Annotated in this window: 14 protein-coding genes and 1 pseudogene; 6 read left to right on the top strand and 9 right to left on the bottom strand. The window is 53.5% G+C overall.

Going from position 1 to position 15,851, the window contains the following annotated elements:
- Positions 1-95 precede the first annotated feature (95 nt).
- Both Z042_RS14850 and pcaC read left to right on the top strand, forming a co-directional pair.
- The gene (locus Z042_RS14850; protein ID WP_024910901.1) at positions 96-1,439 is read left to right on the top strand and encodes a 3-carboxy-cis,cis-muconate cycloisomerase; all 1,344 of its coding nucleotides are present in this window, start codon (positions 96-98) and stop codon (positions 1,437-1,439) included.
- Positions 1,440-1,481: 42 nt separating this feature from the next.
- Positions 1,482-1,874, top strand: a complete 393-nt coding sequence (pcaC, locus tag Z042_RS14855; protein ID WP_024910900.1) for a 4-carboxymuconolactone decarboxylase — start codon at positions 1,482-1,484, stop codon at positions 1,872-1,874.
- Here pcaC and pcaQ read toward each other — a convergent pair whose 3' ends face one another.
- The 4 genes from pcaQ to Z042_RS14875 all read right to left on the bottom strand — a co-directional run bounded on the left by pcaQ (position 1,875) and on the right by Z042_RS14875 (position 5,072).
- Positions 1,875-2,807, bottom strand: a complete 933-nt coding sequence (gene pcaQ, locus Z042_RS14860; RefSeq protein ID WP_024910899.1) for a pca operon transcription factor PcaQ — start codon at positions 2,805-2,807, stop codon at positions 1,875-1,877.
- Between the two features lie 81 nt (positions 2,808-2,888).
- Positions 2,889-3,515, bottom strand: coding sequence for a protocatechuate 3,4-dioxygenase subunit alpha (gene pcaG / locus Z042_RS14865; RefSeq protein WP_037405826.1), 627 nt, complete (start codon positions 3,513-3,515; stop codon positions 2,889-2,891).
- Entirely contained in the window at positions 3,515-4,240 is a 726-nt protein-coding gene (pcaH, locus tag Z042_RS14870; RefSeq protein WP_417903506.1) for a protocatechuate 3,4-dioxygenase subunit beta, read from the bottom strand. The genes pcaG and pcaH overlap by 1 nt, the downstream gene beginning before the upstream one ends.
- A gap of 184 nt (positions 4,241-4,424) precedes the next feature.
- Positions 4,425-5,072, bottom strand: coding sequence for a TetR/AcrR family transcriptional regulator (locus Z042_RS14875; RefSeq protein WP_024910896.1), 648 nt, complete (start codon positions 5,070-5,072; stop codon positions 4,425-4,427).
- A 223-nt stretch (positions 5,073-5,295) separates the two neighbouring features.
- Between Z042_RS14875 and Z042_RS14880 the strand changes: the two genes are divergently transcribed.
- Complete coding sequence (locus tag Z042_RS14880; protein ID WP_024910895.1) at positions 5,296-7,158, top strand: bifunctional sugar phosphate isomerase/epimerase/4-hydroxyphenylpyruvate dioxygenase family protein; 1,863 nt, start codon at positions 5,296-5,298, stop codon at positions 7,156-7,158.
- Positions 7,159-7,165: 7 nt separating this feature from the next.
- Here the strand turns inward: Z042_RS14880 and Z042_RS14885 are convergent, their stop codons facing one another.
- The gene (locus Z042_RS14885) at positions 7,166-8,053 is read right to left on the bottom strand and encodes a shikimate dehydrogenase (RefSeq protein ID WP_024910894.1); all 888 of its coding nucleotides are present in this window, start codon (positions 8,051-8,053) and stop codon (positions 7,166-7,168) included.
- 515 nt (positions 8,054-8,568) lie between these two features.
- On the opposite strand from Z042_RS14885, the gene Z042_RS14890 reads away from it, so the two are divergent.
- On the top strand, positions 8,569-9,936 hold the full coding sequence (locus tag Z042_RS14890; protein ID WP_024910893.1) for an MFS transporter: 1,368 nt from the start codon (positions 8,569-8,571) through the stop codon (positions 9,934-9,936).
- Positions 9,937-9,991: 55 nt separating this feature from the next.
- Here the strand turns inward: Z042_RS14890 and cmoB are convergent, their stop codons facing one another.
- From cmoB to Z042_RS14910, 4 genes are all read right to left on the bottom strand, one after another.
- Positions 9,992-10,963 (bottom strand): tRNA 5-methoxyuridine(34)/uridine 5-oxyacetic acid(34) synthase CmoB, encoded by a 972-nt coding sequence (gene cmoB, locus Z042_RS14895; RefSeq protein WP_024910892.1) that lies wholly within the window; start codon positions 10,961-10,963, stop codon positions 9,992-9,994.
- Positions 10,960-11,703 carry a carboxy-S-adenosyl-L-methionine synthase CmoA gene (gene cmoA, locus Z042_RS14900; protein ID WP_024910891.1) on the bottom strand — a complete coding sequence of 248 codons (744 nt, stop codon included), beginning with the start codon at positions 11,701-11,703 and terminating at the stop codon, positions 10,960-10,962. Before cmoA ends, cmoB begins: the two co-directional genes overlap by 4 nt.
- 134 nt (positions 11,704-11,837) lie before the next feature.
- Positions 11,838-12,233 carry an MAPEG family protein gene (locus Z042_RS14905; RefSeq protein WP_024910890.1) on the bottom strand — a complete coding sequence of 132 codons (396 nt, stop codon included), beginning with the start codon at positions 12,231-12,233 and terminating at the stop codon, positions 11,838-11,840.
- A 101-nt stretch (positions 12,234-12,334) separates the two neighbouring features.
- Positions 12,335-13,150 (bottom strand): DUF72 domain-containing protein, encoded by an 816-nt coding sequence (locus Z042_RS14910; RefSeq protein ID WP_024910889.1) that lies wholly within the window; start codon positions 13,148-13,150, stop codon positions 12,335-12,337.
- A 370-nt stretch (positions 13,151-13,520) separates the two neighbouring features.
- Between Z042_RS14910 and aspS the strand changes: the two are divergent.
- Positions 13,521-15,278: pseudogene (gene aspS / locus Z042_RS14915) on the top strand (aspartate--tRNA ligase); the annotation flags it as partial.
- Positions 15,279-15,397: 119 nt separating this feature from the next.
- Positions 15,398-15,844, top strand: a complete 447-nt coding sequence (gene nudB, locus Z042_RS14920; RefSeq protein WP_024910887.1) for a dihydroneopterin triphosphate diphosphatase — start codon at positions 15,398-15,400, stop codon at positions 15,842-15,844.
- Positions 15,845-15,851 lie beyond the last annotated feature (7 nt).

Genomic DNA, 15,851 nt, shown 5'->3' on the forward strand with positions numbered 1-15,851 from the left:
GCGATTTGCTTGATAAGGCTAACGTTGGTGCGCCGCTCGCAGCTTCTTCGCGGGTAGTGGGCAGCGATTGCGTGAGTAAGTGTATGGGGGAAACGATGGAATTACTGACACCGTTGTTACGGCCCGCAAGGGTTAACCGTTGCTTTAGCGACACGGCGGCTTTGCAAGGGATGCTGGATTTTGAGGCAGCGCTGGCGCAGGCGCAGGCCGAAGCTGGCGTGATCCCACATTCTGCGGCGGAAGCCATCGCCCGCTGTTGCCGCAGCGAGCTATTGGATGCGGGTGCCCTGGCTAGCGCAGCAGCGCAGGCGGGCAATCTGGCGATACCGTTGGTGCGCCAGTTGACCGCTCGGGTCGCTGAGCAAGATCCGCAGGCGGCGCGCTTTGTGCATTGGGGAGCGACCAGCCAGGACGCTATCGATACCGGTTTGATACTGCAATTGCGTTGTGCGTTGCAGCAGACCGAGCACCAATTGACACAGTTGATAACGGTTCTGGTGCGCCAGATTAGCGCTCATCGCGACACGCTGATGGTGGGGCGAACCTGGATGCAGCAGGCGCTACCCACCACGCTGGGGCTAAAGCTGGCAGGCACGCTGGATGTGCTGCTGCGGTATCACCAGCGCTTGGCGCAAATGTTGCCACGCGTGCTGGTGCTACAGTTTGGCGGCGCTGCCGGTACGCTCAATTCGCTGGGAACAAACGGCAAGGCAGTGTCAACGCTGTTGGCACAGCGGCTACAACTGGTGGAAGCCGATACACCTTGGCATAGCCAGCGCGACCGCCTGCTGGAAGTGGCTGGCTGGTACGCTGGGCTGGCCGGGACTCTGGGTAAAATGGCGCGTGATATCTCGTTGCTGTGCCAAACCGAAATTGCAGAGGTGGCCGAACCGCAGGCAGAAGGGCGTGGTGGCTCCTCCACAATGCCGCACAAACGCAATCCGGTATCCTGTGCCGTGATTCTGGCAGCGGCACTGCGCGCCCCCGCGTTGGTGAGCGGTTTGTATCAGGCGATGTTGCAGGAGCATGAGCGCGGTTTGGGGGGCTGGCATGCTGAATGGGAAAGCTTGCCGCAGCTGATTATGCTCAGCTCTGGGGCATTGGCGGCCAGTGTGCCTTTGATCGATGGATTACAGGTTTTCCCAGAACGCATGGCGGATAATCTGGCGCTGACCGGCGGGTTGATCCTGGCAGAAGCGGTAACGATGGCGCTGGGTGAACAGATGGGGCGGCAAAATGCTCATCGGCATATTGAGCAGGCTTGCCAGCGGGCACAGGCAGAAAATCTGCCGTTGCGGGCGGTGTTGGAACAGGACGCACAGGTATTGGAGGTGCTTAGCCGTGCGCAACTGGCTGAACTGCTCGATCCAACCAACGCGCTGGGTAGTGCAGCGGTGTTTATTCAGCAGGTATTGGCTCGTGCTAAAACGATCGTCTGAATTACCCCCTCTTTTTCAATGCATCATGGCTGAGGAGCAATCATGAATGATGAACAACGTTACCAGCAAGGGATCGCCGTGCGCCGTGCAGTGCTGGGAGATACCCATGTTGACCGTACTTTGAGCAACCTGACGCCGCTTAACCAGGAGTTTCAGGATTTTATCAGCCGTTACGCCTGGGGGGAGATCTGGAACCGCCCCGGTTTGGCGCGCCATACACGCAGTTTGATCACTATTGCGATGCTGATCGCTCTTAATCGTGAAGCGGAGCTGCGTATGCACCTGCGGGCAGCGTTCAACAACGGCGTCACTCGTGAAGAGATTAAAGAAGTCTTGATGCAAAGCGCGTTGTACTGTGGTTTGCCCGCCGCCAATGTCGCATTTCATTTGGCCGAAGCGGTATTCACTGAAATGGATGCGGCGGCAGGTGAGTGATTAGCGCCATTCTCCCAACGCTTCGCGGCGCACCGCGGTGATAAAGTCTTGCAAAGCGCCGTGGGTATTGTCCTGGTTACGCACCAGGATCCCCACCGGTTCTGAAGTTCCCGGTCCACTGAATGGCAGCGGCAGCATTCTGCCTGCTGCAAGATCGTCCTGAACCGCACCGGAAGGCACAAACCACAGATAGTCGTATTGCAGTGTCAGCCGCCGTGCCAGCGATGGTGATAAGGTTTCTACCCGCTGTGCGGGCAGAGAAAGGCCGTTGGCGGCTAACAGGGCTTCGGCATTTTGGCGCGGCACGGTGCCTTTCGGGGCAACAATCAGCGGATAGTGCAGGGCATTTTCCAGCGTCAGCGTTTCCCGCAGCAAAGGGTGTGCGGGGTGCACCACGATCTGCAATTCCTCCAGAAACAGCAGTTCAAACAGTAAGCCACTCATCATTTGCGGCTCGGCCATGCGGCCAATCGCCAGATCCAACTCGCCGCTTTGTAACTGCGCCAGCAGCGCAGCGTTGTGCATGGTGGTTACCTGGATGCGTAAATGAGGGTGCAGCTGTTGAAAACGGGCGATCACCGGGGGAAGCAAACCCAGAGCGGCGGTGGGTAATGCCCCCACGCGCAGCGGCGGTGGCAGAGCATGGGCCTGCTGCGCCAGCACATCTCCGGCTTCGGCCAGTGCAGACATGATGCGTTGCGCATGGGCCAGAAATACTTCTCCCTGTGCAGTCAGCCTTGCGCCGTGGCGGCCGCGATCAAACAGCGTGACACCGGTCAGGGTTTCCAACTCATTGAGCGTTTTCGACAGCGCAGGTTGGCTCAGATTCAAATGTTCCGCCGCCCGGTGCAGGAAACCTTCTCGAGCGACGGCGATAAAGCAGTGAATATGGCGCAGTCGAATACGCTGGGTAAAAAAAGTATTGTTATCCATCGCGCCGACACTCCGTCATCAAAATCACGGCAGAGTAACCGATCTCTCTGCCGTTATGAACGGATTGAGCGGATATTTGGATTACACATCGAAAAATACCGTTTCATTTTCTCCTTGTAGCACAATATCAAATCGGTAGAGGGTGCCTTCTGGCGTATTCTCTCTGCGGCCAATCAGCGTGTTGCGTCGTACTTCCTGTTCGATCAAATTGAGTACCGGATCGGCGTGGTTGGCACTTTCTTCATCGGAAAAATACATGCGGGTATGCAGGCCAAGATTGATGCCTCGCGCCACGATCCACAGGTTGACATGCGGAGCCATCAGCTTGCTGTCGCGCCCGGTGACCGGGCCGGGTTTGATGGTGTCAAAGGCATAAATTCCGCTGGCGAAATCGGAGCAGGTACGCCCCCAGCCGCGAAAATGCTCATCTCGGTTCTTATCATGCTGGTGATCCTGTGGATGCTGGTAGCGCCCGGCGGCATTGGCTTGCCAAACTTCCAGCAGAACGTCGCGCAGCGGTGTACCGCTGCCGTCCAGTACCCGGCCTTCAATACGGATGCGTTCGCCACGGGTTTCGGCGCTGGTCAGCACCGGGCCGAAATTGTTCTCGAAAATGTCAAAACCAGCGGCAGAGGGAGCTAAACCGATATGCACGTAAGGGCCAGCGGTTTGCGAAGGTGTTTCCAGTAGATAGGTATTTTTCAGCATCAGGCTTTCCCCTGTAAACGATTTTCAAACAGCGTGGCGCGGCGCCCGCGTAACACCAGATCGAAGCGATAAGCCAGGCTATCGAGCTGTATGGCGGCGGTTTTATCGAGCACGGAAATGAGCGATCGCACCGCATCATCGTTATTGATTGATTGCACGATCGGGCACTGCGCGATGAGCGGATCGCCTTCAAAGTACATCTGAGTGATCAAGCGTTGGGCAAAGGCGGTGCCGGAGAGTGAAAAGTGGATATGAGCCGGGCGCCAGTCGTTGATGCGATTGCGCCAGGGGTAGGGGCCGGGTTTGATGGTGCGGAAAACGTAGTAGCCGTTATCATCGGTCAGGGTTCGCCCGCAGCCACCAAAGTTGGGATCGATGGGGGCCAGATACTGATCTTTTTTGTGACGGTAACGGCCACCGGCGTTGGCCTGCCACACTTCAACCAGCGTATTGCGCATTGGCAGGCCGTTTTCGTCACGGACGTAGCCATGCACGATAATCCGTTCACCAATCGGCATACCTTGCTTGGCGTAATTCATGATCAGATCGTTGTCTAACGGCCCGAGCTCGCTGCTGGAAAATACCGGGCCGGTAATCTCCGAAAGTGAATTTTGCAATGAAATGGGGGCGTTACGGGGCGAACGCAAGACACTGCTTTTGTACTCAGGTGTATAGGTTGGTGGGTGGCGATCGTGATTGCGTTGATATAACTCGCTACTGGTCATAGGGCGTTCCTTCATGGGTAAGGTGAGGTTGTGACGCCGCTGCGCACAAGTCGCAAGCCCATAATGAGCTTGGCCGTTGGCAGTGTATAAGCGAGGAGTTGTTACAATAAAGTGAAATTTACATCATCATTACATAAAAAAAAGTAATGTAATAATGAAGCGGTAGCGTAAATGTTCGAACTGCTTACCTAGCCAGATAGCGGGTTGTAGCGACAACCGCCATTTTTCGGTGATGGATAATCTGCTCATCTGGCGATTGATTACTTTCAAAAAGCGTATTGAAAGTATATTGGTTGGAAACGTGGTGGAAGCATAGGCTGCTGATCAGACGGTGAACATCGTGGGCGGTCACTTCATCATTGAACAGTTGCTTCTGTTTACCGCGAACCAGAATATCCTCCAGCAGCGTCAGAGCGCTTTGGTTAAGCGTTCTGATATGCGGGGATTGGCTGATGTATTTGCCGCGCATCATGTTTTCCATACAGATCAGCCGGATGAAATCGGGGTGGGCTACATGGTAATTAAAGCTCTCTTCCACCAGCTTTACGATGGCTTCTGCGGGGGGCAGAGTATGCAAGGCTAGCCCGGATTCATGATCGCGAATGTGTTGATAAACGTGTTCCAGCACCGCCAGATACAGCGTCTCTTTATTTTTGAAGTGATAGACCACCATACGCTTGGTGGTTTCTGCGAGTTGGGCAATGTTCTCCAAGCGAGCACCCTTCAGGCCGAATTCGGCAAACTCCAGTAAGGCACCGGTAAAAATACGTAGTTTCAACCCTTGAGGATCGTTTTTGCGTTTAGCGTTTGGGGAATCGATTGGATTTAACATCAATAGGTTGGCATCTGATAGCACATCCGATAAGAGTAACCTTGGTACTTCCCCAAGACAACCTCCGAATTCAGGTCGTTTTGTGATCGTTGTTGAAGAGTGATTAACGGTGTTTTGCAGCGATTTGACATTATGAACCTTTTGGTACAAAAAGAGATGGTGGCGCATCCTGATCGGTGCTTGCTCTTATTTGCTCTACATAACGGTTATCAACGGGGGTTTTATGCTGCGTTCAATCGCGACGGTATCCATTGCGGGTACGCTACCGGAAAAGCTGGCAGCCATTGCTGCCGCTGGTTTTGATGGTGTAGAAATTTTTGAAAATGACCTGCTTTACTTTCCGGGGAAACCGGCAGAAATACGCCAGCGTGCGCAAGATTTGGGATTGGCCATCACGTTGTACCAGCCGTTTCGTGATTTTGAAGGAGCACCACGCCAACTGATGGCGGGCAATCTGGAGCGCGCGCGGCGCAAATTTGCGTTGATGCATGAACTGGGCTGCGATCGCATGCTGCTGTGCAGCAATGTGTCGCCAGACAGTTCGGCTCAATTTGAACTGCAAGTGGCAGATCTGGCGCTGTTGGCGGAGTTGGCGCAGCAGCAGGAGATTGTCGTGGCCTACGAAGCGTTAGCTTGGGGCCAGCACGTTAAGCGCTATCGGCAGGCCTGGGAACGGGTGCGGGCAGTAAATAGCCCGGCGCTGGGCTTGGCGTTAGACAGTTTTCATATTCTGGCGTTGGGCGATAGCCTGGATCAGTTGGATGATATTCCCCTGGAAAAGATCGCCTTTCTGCAACTAGCGGATGCGCCATGGCTGAATATGGACGTTATTGAGTGGAGCCGCCATTTTCGCTGTTTCCCCGGTCAGGGAGCGTTGCCGCTGGTGGATTTTTCTGCCGCGCTGTTGCGCAAAGGATATCGTGGCCCTTGGTCGCTGGAGGTGTTCAACGATGGTTTTCGCGCCGCACCCAGCACCTTAACCGCGCAAGATGGGTGGCGTTCACTGTTGTGGTTGGAGGAACAGGCGCAGGCAGTGCTGGGGCAGATTGAAGCCGATCTGTTCAGCAGTGCCTCATTGCCGCAGCGTCAGGCGATTGAGTTCCTGGAATTTGCCGTCAATGCCGCAGAGGCCGATGAACTGGCGCGCTGGCTTGGGCAACTGGGATTCAGCCACTACGGCGATCATCGTTCCAAGCGCGTGGCGCTCTACCAGAATGGTGGCGTCAAAGTAGTGCTTAACCAGCAACCGGACTCTTTTGCTGCCGCTTACCGCGAGCAGCATGGGGCTTCGTTGTGTTCGGTGGCTTGCCGCAGCGATCATCCGCAAGCCTTGTTACAGCGAGCCAGAGACTTTGCTTACCCGGTTTATCAGGGGCAGGTTGGCCCTAACGAACATGAGATCCCGGCGCTATGTGCGCCGGATGATAGCCTGATTTATCTGCTTGGTGAACAGACCAGCGATGTGTACCACGACGATTTTCACGTGCAGCCTGCGGCTGATGTTTTGGGGCCGCAATTAGGGGGGATTGACCACCTGGCTTTGGCGATGCCCGCCGGTGCGCTGGATAATTGGGTTATGTTTCTGCGCAGCGTGTTGGGGATGCAGGCTGATGTTGAACAGGTATTGCCCGATCCCTACGGCCTGGTGCGTAGCAAAGCGTTACACAGCCACTGTTATGGTATCCGTTTGCCGCTGAACGTTTCGCAAAGTGCAGGAACGCTCAGCGCACGCACCGTTGAGACTTACCACGGTAGCGGGTTGCAGCATGTGGCTTTTGCTACGGCTGATATCTTTCAGGCCGTGGCCGCAGCCAGGCAGAATGGTGTGGCGTTGTTGGCTATTTCAGATAATTACTACGAGGATCTGGCTGCCCGTTTTGGTTTGGATAACGCCTTTGTGGCTCGCTTGGCGCAGCACCATGTTCTTTACGATCGCGATCCAGCCGGTGGTGAATTGCTGCATGTTTACACCCAACCGTTCGCCGGTGGATGTTTCTTTTTTGAACTGTTGGAACGGCGCGGTGGCTATAACCAGTATGGTGCAGCCAACGGGGCTGCACGCCTGGCGGCGATGCGCCAGGGTTAGCCTCGGCTCAGGCACTGGGAATGCAAGCCTGTTGGAAAATCTCCAGCATATGTTCGCGATCCGGTGGCAGGCCGGTGTAAAGCTCAAATGCCTGGGCGGCTTGAAATACCACCATGCCATCTCCCCCAATGGCTCGGCAGCCTTTCGCACGTGCCTGCAAGACCAATTCGGTTTCCCGGGGAACGTAAATCACATCGGCGACCCATTGGTGTGGCGCTAACCAGCCGATATCAATGGGCATACCTGGGTAACCGCTCATGCCAATCGGTGTGGCCTGGACCAAGCCGCTACTGTTGGCCAGCGCTTGTTGCGGATGATGGGCAATGCTGATGCGGGCGGGATCAAAGTGCTGTATCAACTGGTGATACAGCGCTTCGCTGTTAGCTGTGTCGCGATCATAGAGTGCCAGATGGTTTACGCCATATTCCAGCAGGCCATAGGCGCAGGCACTCCCGGCTCCACCTGCTCCGATCTGTAACACCCGCTCAATATTGGCCTCTGCCAGGTTGCGCTGAAAATGAGTGATAAAGCCAGCGCAGTCAGTGTTATGGCCAATACGTTGCCCGTCGCGAAACAGTACGGTGTTGACCGCACCAATGGCTTTTGCCTGCGGCGAGAGCTGATCCAGGTAGGGAATAATGCGTTGTTTGAATGGATGCGTCACGTTACAGCCGGTAAAGCCGATGGTCTCCAGGCTGCGTAACACGTCTGGCAAGGTTTCTGCGGACCAGCCACGCTGGGCAAAATCCAATAGCTGGTAACTGCAACGTAAACCCTGGCGGCGCGCTTCTTGCTCATACAACTGGGGGGAAAGTGAACCTTGGATATCTTTACCCAACAGGGCCAGCTGATAGAGCGGTGGACGCGATGTTGCAAAAGTGATGTTGGTATTCATGGTGAACTCCGGTTGCCTCAACGTCTGGCAACAATGCCAGATCCGCCATAAAATGAACCAAATGGTTCTTTATGTAAATGTATGGTGTGAAATTTGTGATGAATGTCAAAGGCAGTAGCCCAGGTTTTAACGGCATCATCAATTACTAGACATGATCTGCTTCACATATTGATAACAATATTTTCACCATTGCCACTTGTTGTTTATAGCCGAAGTAGGGTATTTTATTTCACGTAATTTCAGTGTATTAGCCTAATTATTTGCCATGTAAGGTAGTTAATGAATACATTGAAAATGTACCAAATAGTTCGATAACCGCCCACATTATCGTAAGACCCCATTGCCGCTGCCCGTATGAATTCTTACATTCTATGTACGATATACGAATTATCGGGCGATAATCGCCCGTTCTATCGTTACTGTTGCCATCGTTCGCCAATGCCTAATTCAAGGGACAAAGAGACGTCTTGATGAGTGGCGTTGGCGGCATAGCCGAATTTACGGAGGGAAATGTTATGGCTGCAAACGAGATAGATGTGAGAGAACTGATTAATCAACGCCCACTGGGGCGCTTTCAAAAGCTGATTATCCTGTTGGGGTTCATTGTGATTGCCTTGGATGGATTCGATATCACGCTGATGGGGTTTATTGCGCCGGAACTGAAAGTGGAATGGGGGGTAGACAACCACCAACTGGGTTGGGTGATCAGCGCCGCGCTGGTTGGGTTAACGTTAGGCGCGCTGCTCTCTGGCCCGCTGGCAGATCGCTTGGGCCGCCGGGTGATTATCATCAACAGCGTCTTTTTCTTTGGCATATGGACCGTTATCACGGCTTTCTCGCAGAATATCGAACAGATGATATTTTTCCGTTTTATGACCGGGTTGGGCATGGGCGCCGCAATGCCGAATGTCGGGACACTGATCTCTGAATATGCGCCTGAGAAAAAACGTTCATTCATCATTACCGTGGTGTTCTGTGGTTTCACCTTCGGGGCAGCCATCGGTGGATTCGCCGCTTCTTGGTTGATTCCGCGCTTTGGCTGGCACTCTTTGCTGCTGTTAGGCGGTATTTTGCCGTTGTTGAGCGTACCGCTGTTATTGTTGAAATTACCTGAATCGGTACGATTCCTGGTGACCAAACGTGCCAGCGTACACCGTATTGGCAAAATCGTTGAAAAACTGGTGCCGGGCAGCACTCACTCAAAAACCCGTTTTACTTTGCCGCCGTTGGTGGGTGAGGGGAAAGGGGCCGTGCGGATTGTGTTATCGCGTGATTACCGCTTTGGCAGCGTCATGTTGTGGATCGGCTATTTTATGGCGCTGTTCCTGGTCTATTTGCTGGGTAGTTGGCTGCCAACTTTGGTGAAAGAGATCGGTCTTAGCGTAGCGCAGGCGGCGGTGATCACGGCGCTGTATCAGGCCGGTGGCACCTTTGGCTCCCTATTTGCGGGCTGGATGATGGATCGGGTCAACCCGCATCGGGCATTAGGCGTGATTTACCTGGCGGGCGCAGCTTTTACTCTGTCCATTGGCCTGGTTTCGCACAGTGAGGTGTTGTTAGGGGTACTGGCTTTTGGCTGTGGTTTTTGCCTTAACGGTGCCAATACGGGTATGAATGCGCTTTCTGCTGGCTATTACCCCACTGAAGCACGCGCCACCGGCTCCAGTTGGATGCACGGAATTGGCCGCACGGGGGCTATCCTGAGCGCTTTTGCAGGGGCGCAAATGTTGGCGCTGGGGTGGGAGTTTACCCAGGTGTTCGCCATTATCGCTATTCCGGCATTGATCACCGCTTGTGCCATCTTCGCCAAAGGGATCTGGGGATATAATCGGCAGTTGGCAGCGGCCCCCCAAAAGATTGGGCAGCAATCAACGGTTGCATGATATCAGCAGGATCAGAGCAGGCAGCACCGACGTTACGTTGTGCTGCCTGGATAACTCAGGGTTTCTTCGCCGTTAATACGGCACGCAGTGGTGCGGGATAGCCTTCTACGGTTTTTGTGTGATCATCAGGATCAAGGAATTCAGCCAAAGATTCACTGGTCATCCACCCGGTACGCCGCTGTTCTTCAATACTGGTTGTACCGATATCAGCGATATTAACGTCAATAAAGCCGCATTTCTCCAGCCAGCATTTCAGTGCTTCTGCGGAAGGGATAAAGTAAACGTTACGCATCTGCGCGTAGCGATCCCCCGGCACTAACACCTGATGCCGATCCCCTGCTACCACCAGCGTTTCCAGCACCAACTCCCCTTCGGTAACTAATTGATTTTTCAACTGATACAGATGATCCAGCGGTGAGCGGCGGTGGTAAAGCACGCCCATAGAAAATACGGTATCGAAAGCGGCTAACTCGGGCAACTGTTCAATGCCCAGCGGCAGAACATGAGCGCGTTGATCGCCCCCCAATAGCTTGCGCACGGCTTCAAACTGGCAGAGAAATAACTGCATGGGGTCGATGCCAACCGCCAGGTGAGCGCCTTCACCTACCATGCGCCACAGATGGTAACCGCTGCCGCAGCCAACATCGAGAATGGTGCGGCCGGCCAACGGAGAAATATGGGGCAGAACGCGATCCCATTTCCAGTCGGAATGCCATTCGGTATCAATATTGATGCCATACAGGGAAAATGGCCCTTTACGCCATGGCATCAAGGTACGCAGCATTTTTTCGATGCCTTCGAGCTGGCCCGGGGAAAGGGGTTCATTCATTGCGGCACTGACGCTATGGCGCAGATCGAGGCGCGCAGGAGCCAGAGCCGGCAAATGTTCGACCGAATTAAACCATTGTTTAAATTTGCCATGCAGCGATTCACGCTGCCAGGCGCTGATTTGCGCGGGCAGTGTATCCAACCAATGGCTGAGCGGCCCTTTGGCAATACGCTGATAAAAATCGCCAAACTCAATCATGCAGTTTCTCTCGATTTCAGGGCGATCAGCGAACCAAAGTTAAAGCACTGGAACCAGACTTCAGCATGTGCAAAACCTGCTTGTTGCAGCCGTGCTTTATGCGTTTCTACCGAGTCTGTCAGCATCACGTTTTCCAGCATGCTGCGCTTTTGGCTGATTTCTAACTCACTGTAGCCATTAGCACGTTTGAAATCATGGTGCATGTTGAACAGCAGTTCGTCTACATCAGCATCCCTGAAACTGAATTTCTCCGACAAGACCAGCGCGCCACCGGGCCGCAGCCCGCGATGCACTTGCTCCAGCAGGCGCAGGCGATCGGCTGGCTCTAGAAATTGCAGGGTAAAATTCAGAACCACCATAGAGGCGTTTTCGATATTGATATCCAGAATATCCGCTTCAACCACTTCGACCGGCGTATCGGCGCGGAAAGCGTCAATGTGTCGGCGGCAGCGTTCTACCATGGCGGAAGAGTTATCGACAGCGATAATATGGCAACCGGATACTTTGATGTTCCGCCGCATCGACAGCGTTGCTGCACCGAGTGAACACCCCAGGTCATACACTTGGCTGTCCGGTTGGACAAAGCGTTCAGCCAGCATGCCAATCATGGAGATGATATTGGAATAGCCAGGGACGGAGCGCTGGATCATATCGGGGAAGACTTCAGCGACGTGTTCGTCGAAAGTCCAGTCACCTAATTTGGCGATGGGGGCAGAGAAAAGAGTGTCGCGGTTTGGCATAACGGTAAATCAGGTCAGAATTCGAAGGCGCGTATACTAACAGAAAATGACGGGAAATAATGTATAGCTGTCATTTTTCAAGCCAGATTCAAACCCACACCGCAAATCCGCTCCCCTAAGTAAACGCAGAAGGATCAATGCAGGCTGAAAACCAAATCCCACGGCAGATAGAAGAGATTAGCGATCACCATCAGTACTAAAGAGAGATAAGTGGCAACCATGCCTGAACGGCGCCACTGCACTTCGCGGTTATGCAAGCCATAATAATGGACTAATCTACCCGCCATCAGCAGCAAACCACAAAGATGCACCATCCAGATTTCAGCGCCGTTCATCTCCATAATCACTAGCAATACAGCAGCGATAGGAATGTATTCCACGGCATTGCCATGTACGCGGATCGCGGTTTGCAGTTCGTAGAAGCCGCCATCACCATAGGCAACGCGGTACTGCATTCTTAATCTGATCACGCTATAAGAGAGTTTGATCAACAATAATGCGCCAAGCACTACATAGAGTGTGCTTACCATTTTTCACTCCATTCCCTAATCGAATCAGACAATAAGCATGATAGCTGTCATTATAACAACTGTCGCGGGGAAAAATGGATGCGACTGGTCTGATTGGCCGGTTAAAACAGAGCATTCTGTTCCGGCCAGTCCGGAGGTAGGGGTAAATCAGGGATGGCCTGGCGCAATTGTTGCCAGATTTTTTGCGCCTGCTGCGGGGAATCACCGTTATCCGGCGTATGAATAAACAGATAGGGTTGGTGTTGCTGCTGCCAGAGAGGAAGTTTCTGCTGCCAGGGGGCGAACCAGCGCAAATTATCCTCCAGTACATCACCACCGATAAAACGTATCAGCGGATGGTTGGCAGTGACAATGGCGTGCACGGGGAGCTTGGGTTTTTTCTGCTGTGCATCACGCACGGCTGCCGTGCTGGGTTTGGCATTATGCACCGGTCGGCTGTCAAGGATCACTCGATTGATCCCGCGTTGATGCAGCCCCTGATTAAGCGATAACTCTGCCTCTCCTTTGGCGAAAAACGCAGGATGGCGGACTTCTACACCGTAGGTAAATTCTTGCGGTAAAGCGTCAAGAAATTGCCACAGAGTTGGCAGATGTTCAGGGCTGAAAACGGCGGGTAATTGCAGCCAAAGTTGCCCAATCCGCACCTGGAGCGGGTTCAGGCAGCCATAAAATGCCTGAATATCAGCCGCACAGTTGCGCAGGGCAGCTTTGTGGCTGATGTCAGAAGGAAATTTGAAACAAAAACGAAAATTATCACTGGTCATGTCGCGCCAGCGCTGGACGATTTCCGGTTTTGGCAATGCGTAGAAAGTGGTGTTACCTTCCACACAGTTAAAGTAGCGGCTGTAATCTGCCAAATCACGCAGCCCAATGCGATTCCAAGCTGAATGCTGCCATTGGGGCAATCCTATATACATCAATCGATTAGCTTCCTTGTTGACCCGTCGCTTTTCACATTGCAACGCGATATTCAGCAGGGGGAACAACTTAGCGTTATCCCCTTCATACTTCAAGCCGCGTTTTGCGAAGTTACGCGCACGAGCCAAGAATCACTGCCGAAGTATGATGATATCGCGTGACAACAATGCACGGTTCGCTCTTATCTGGCGCATGAATTTCCTTTATAATAGCCGCCTTTTTTCACCATTCTTTAATCCAACGACCTCTACCCAATGGATTTCACGTTGCCGTCAGGCGGATAAGTGACCGGGCAGAGATAACAGCCGTGTGGACAACAGCGATAATGCAACACTCCGGCGGAGTCGGCTTAAGTCAAAAGGATAGCGTATGCGTACTGAATATTGCGGGCAGTTGAATTTGGCCCACATCGGGCAAGAAGTCACTTTATGCGGTTGGGTCAACCGCCGTCGCGATCTGGGCGGCCTGATTTTTATTGATATGCGTGACCGGGAAGGCATTGTTCAGGTGTTTTTCGACCCGGATCAGAAAACAGCATTCGATAAAGCGTTCGAACTGCGTAACGAATTCTGTATTCAGATCGTCGGTACCGTGCGTGCTCGCCCAGACCACCAGATTAATAAAGAGATGGCTACCGGCGAGATTGAAGTATTTGCCCATGGCCTGGAAATCATCAACCGCTCCGAGCCGTTGCCGCTGGATTCCAACCAGACCAACACCGAAGAAGCACGCTTGAAATACCGCTATCTGGATCTGCGCCGCCCGGAAATGGCCGATCGCCTGAAAACCCGCGCTAAAATTACCAGCTTCGTGCGCCGCTTTATGGATAACCACGGTTTTCTGGATATTGAAACCCCGATGTTAACCAAAGCCACGCCAGAAGGTGCCCGCGACTATTTGGTGCCAAGCCGGGTGCATAAGGGCAAATTTTACGCGCTGCCGCAATCGCCACAGTTGTTCAAACAGCTGCTGATGATGTCCGGTTTTGATCGCTACTATCAGATAGTCAAATGCTTCCGTGACGAAGATCTGCGTGCCGATCGCCAGCCTGAATTCACTCAGATCGACGTGGAAACCTCCTTTATGAGCGCCGAGCAGGTGCGCGAAGTGATGGAGCAACTGGTGCATGAACTGTGGTTGGAGGTGAAAGGGGTGGATCTGGGGAAATTCCCGATCATGACCTTTGCCGAAGCGATGCGCCGTTACGGCTCCGACAAACCCGATCTGCGCAACCCGCTGGAACTGGTGGACGTTGCCGATCTGGTGAAAGAGGTCGAATTCAAGGTGTTCTCGGGCCTGGCGAACGACGCCAAAGGCCGCGTGGCAGTGATTTGTGTGCCAGGTGGCGCGCAGTTGACCCGCAAGCAGATCGATGAATACGGCGCTTTCGTTAATATCTACGGTGCCAAAGGGTTGGCCTGGCTGAAGGTTAACGATCGGGCCGCTGGCATGGAAGGCGTACAAAGCCCGATTGCCAAATTCCTTAACGCAGAAGTCTTAGAAGCTGTTTTGGCACGTGCCAACGCGCAGACGGGCGATATTCTGTTCTTCGGCGCAGACAGCATCAAGATCGTGACCGATGCGATGGGCGCACTGCGCTTGAAACTTGGCCGCGATCTGGGCCTGACCAAGTTGGACAGTTGGGAGCCGCTGTGGGTTGTCGATTTCCCGATGTTTGAAGAAGATGGCGAAGGCGGCTTGGCTGCCATGCACCACCCGTTCACCGCACCGCGTGATATGAGCCCGGAAGCGTTGGCTAAAGAACCGGCGTCAGCGATTGCTAACGCCTACGATATGGTACTGAACGGTTACGAAGTGGGTGGCGGTTCGGTGCGTATTCACCGCAGTGAAATGCAGCAAACGGTGTTTGGTATCCTCGGTATCAACGAACATGAGCAGCGCGAGAAATTCGGCTTCCTGCTGGATGCGTTGAAGTACGGCACGCCGCCGCACGCGGGGTTGGCTTTTGGTTTAGACCGCCTGGTGATGCTGCTGACCGGTACGGAAAACATCCGTGACGTGATCGCTTTCCCGAAAACCACTGCGGCGGCTTGTTTAATGACCGATGCACCCAGCTTCGCCAACCCGGCATCTTTGCAGGAATTGGCCATTAGCGTGGTGAAGAAAGATTCTCCATCTTTTCCAAAAACACCATGGGAGGTCGAATCGGCACCAGTGCCAAATCCCTCAAGGAAAGAGAAAAATAAATCTACAGATGCTGATCCGAGCGAATTAGAGAACGCATGATGAATTACAAGCGTCCCGAGTCGATTCTGGTGGTGATCTATGCGCAATCCAGTGGCCGGGTGCTGATGTTACAACGGCGTGATGATACGGATTTCTGGCAATCGGTTACTGGTAGCCTGGAACAGGACGAATCGCCGCCGCATGCTGCACAGCGTGAAATCAAGGAAGAGATCGGCATTGATATCAACGCAGAAAACCTGCTGCTGTTCGATTGCCAACGCTGTGTGGAGTTTGAACTCTTCGTCCATTTGCGGCATCGCTATGCGCCAGGAACCACGCGTAACAAAGAGCACTGGTTCTGCCTGGAGTTGCCTGAAGAGCGCGATCCGGTTTTGACCGAACATCACGCCTACCAATGGCTTGAGGCGGCGGAAGCCGTCAAACTGACCAAATCGTGGAGCAATCAGCAAGCAATTGAAGAGTTTGTGAACCACTCTATATCCTAAATGATTC

It is taken from the genome of Chania multitudinisentens RB-25, assembly GCF_000520015.2.
GTDB classification, from domain to species: Bacteria; Pseudomonadota; Gammaproteobacteria; order Enterobacterales; family Enterobacteriaceae; genus Chania; species Chania multitudinisentens.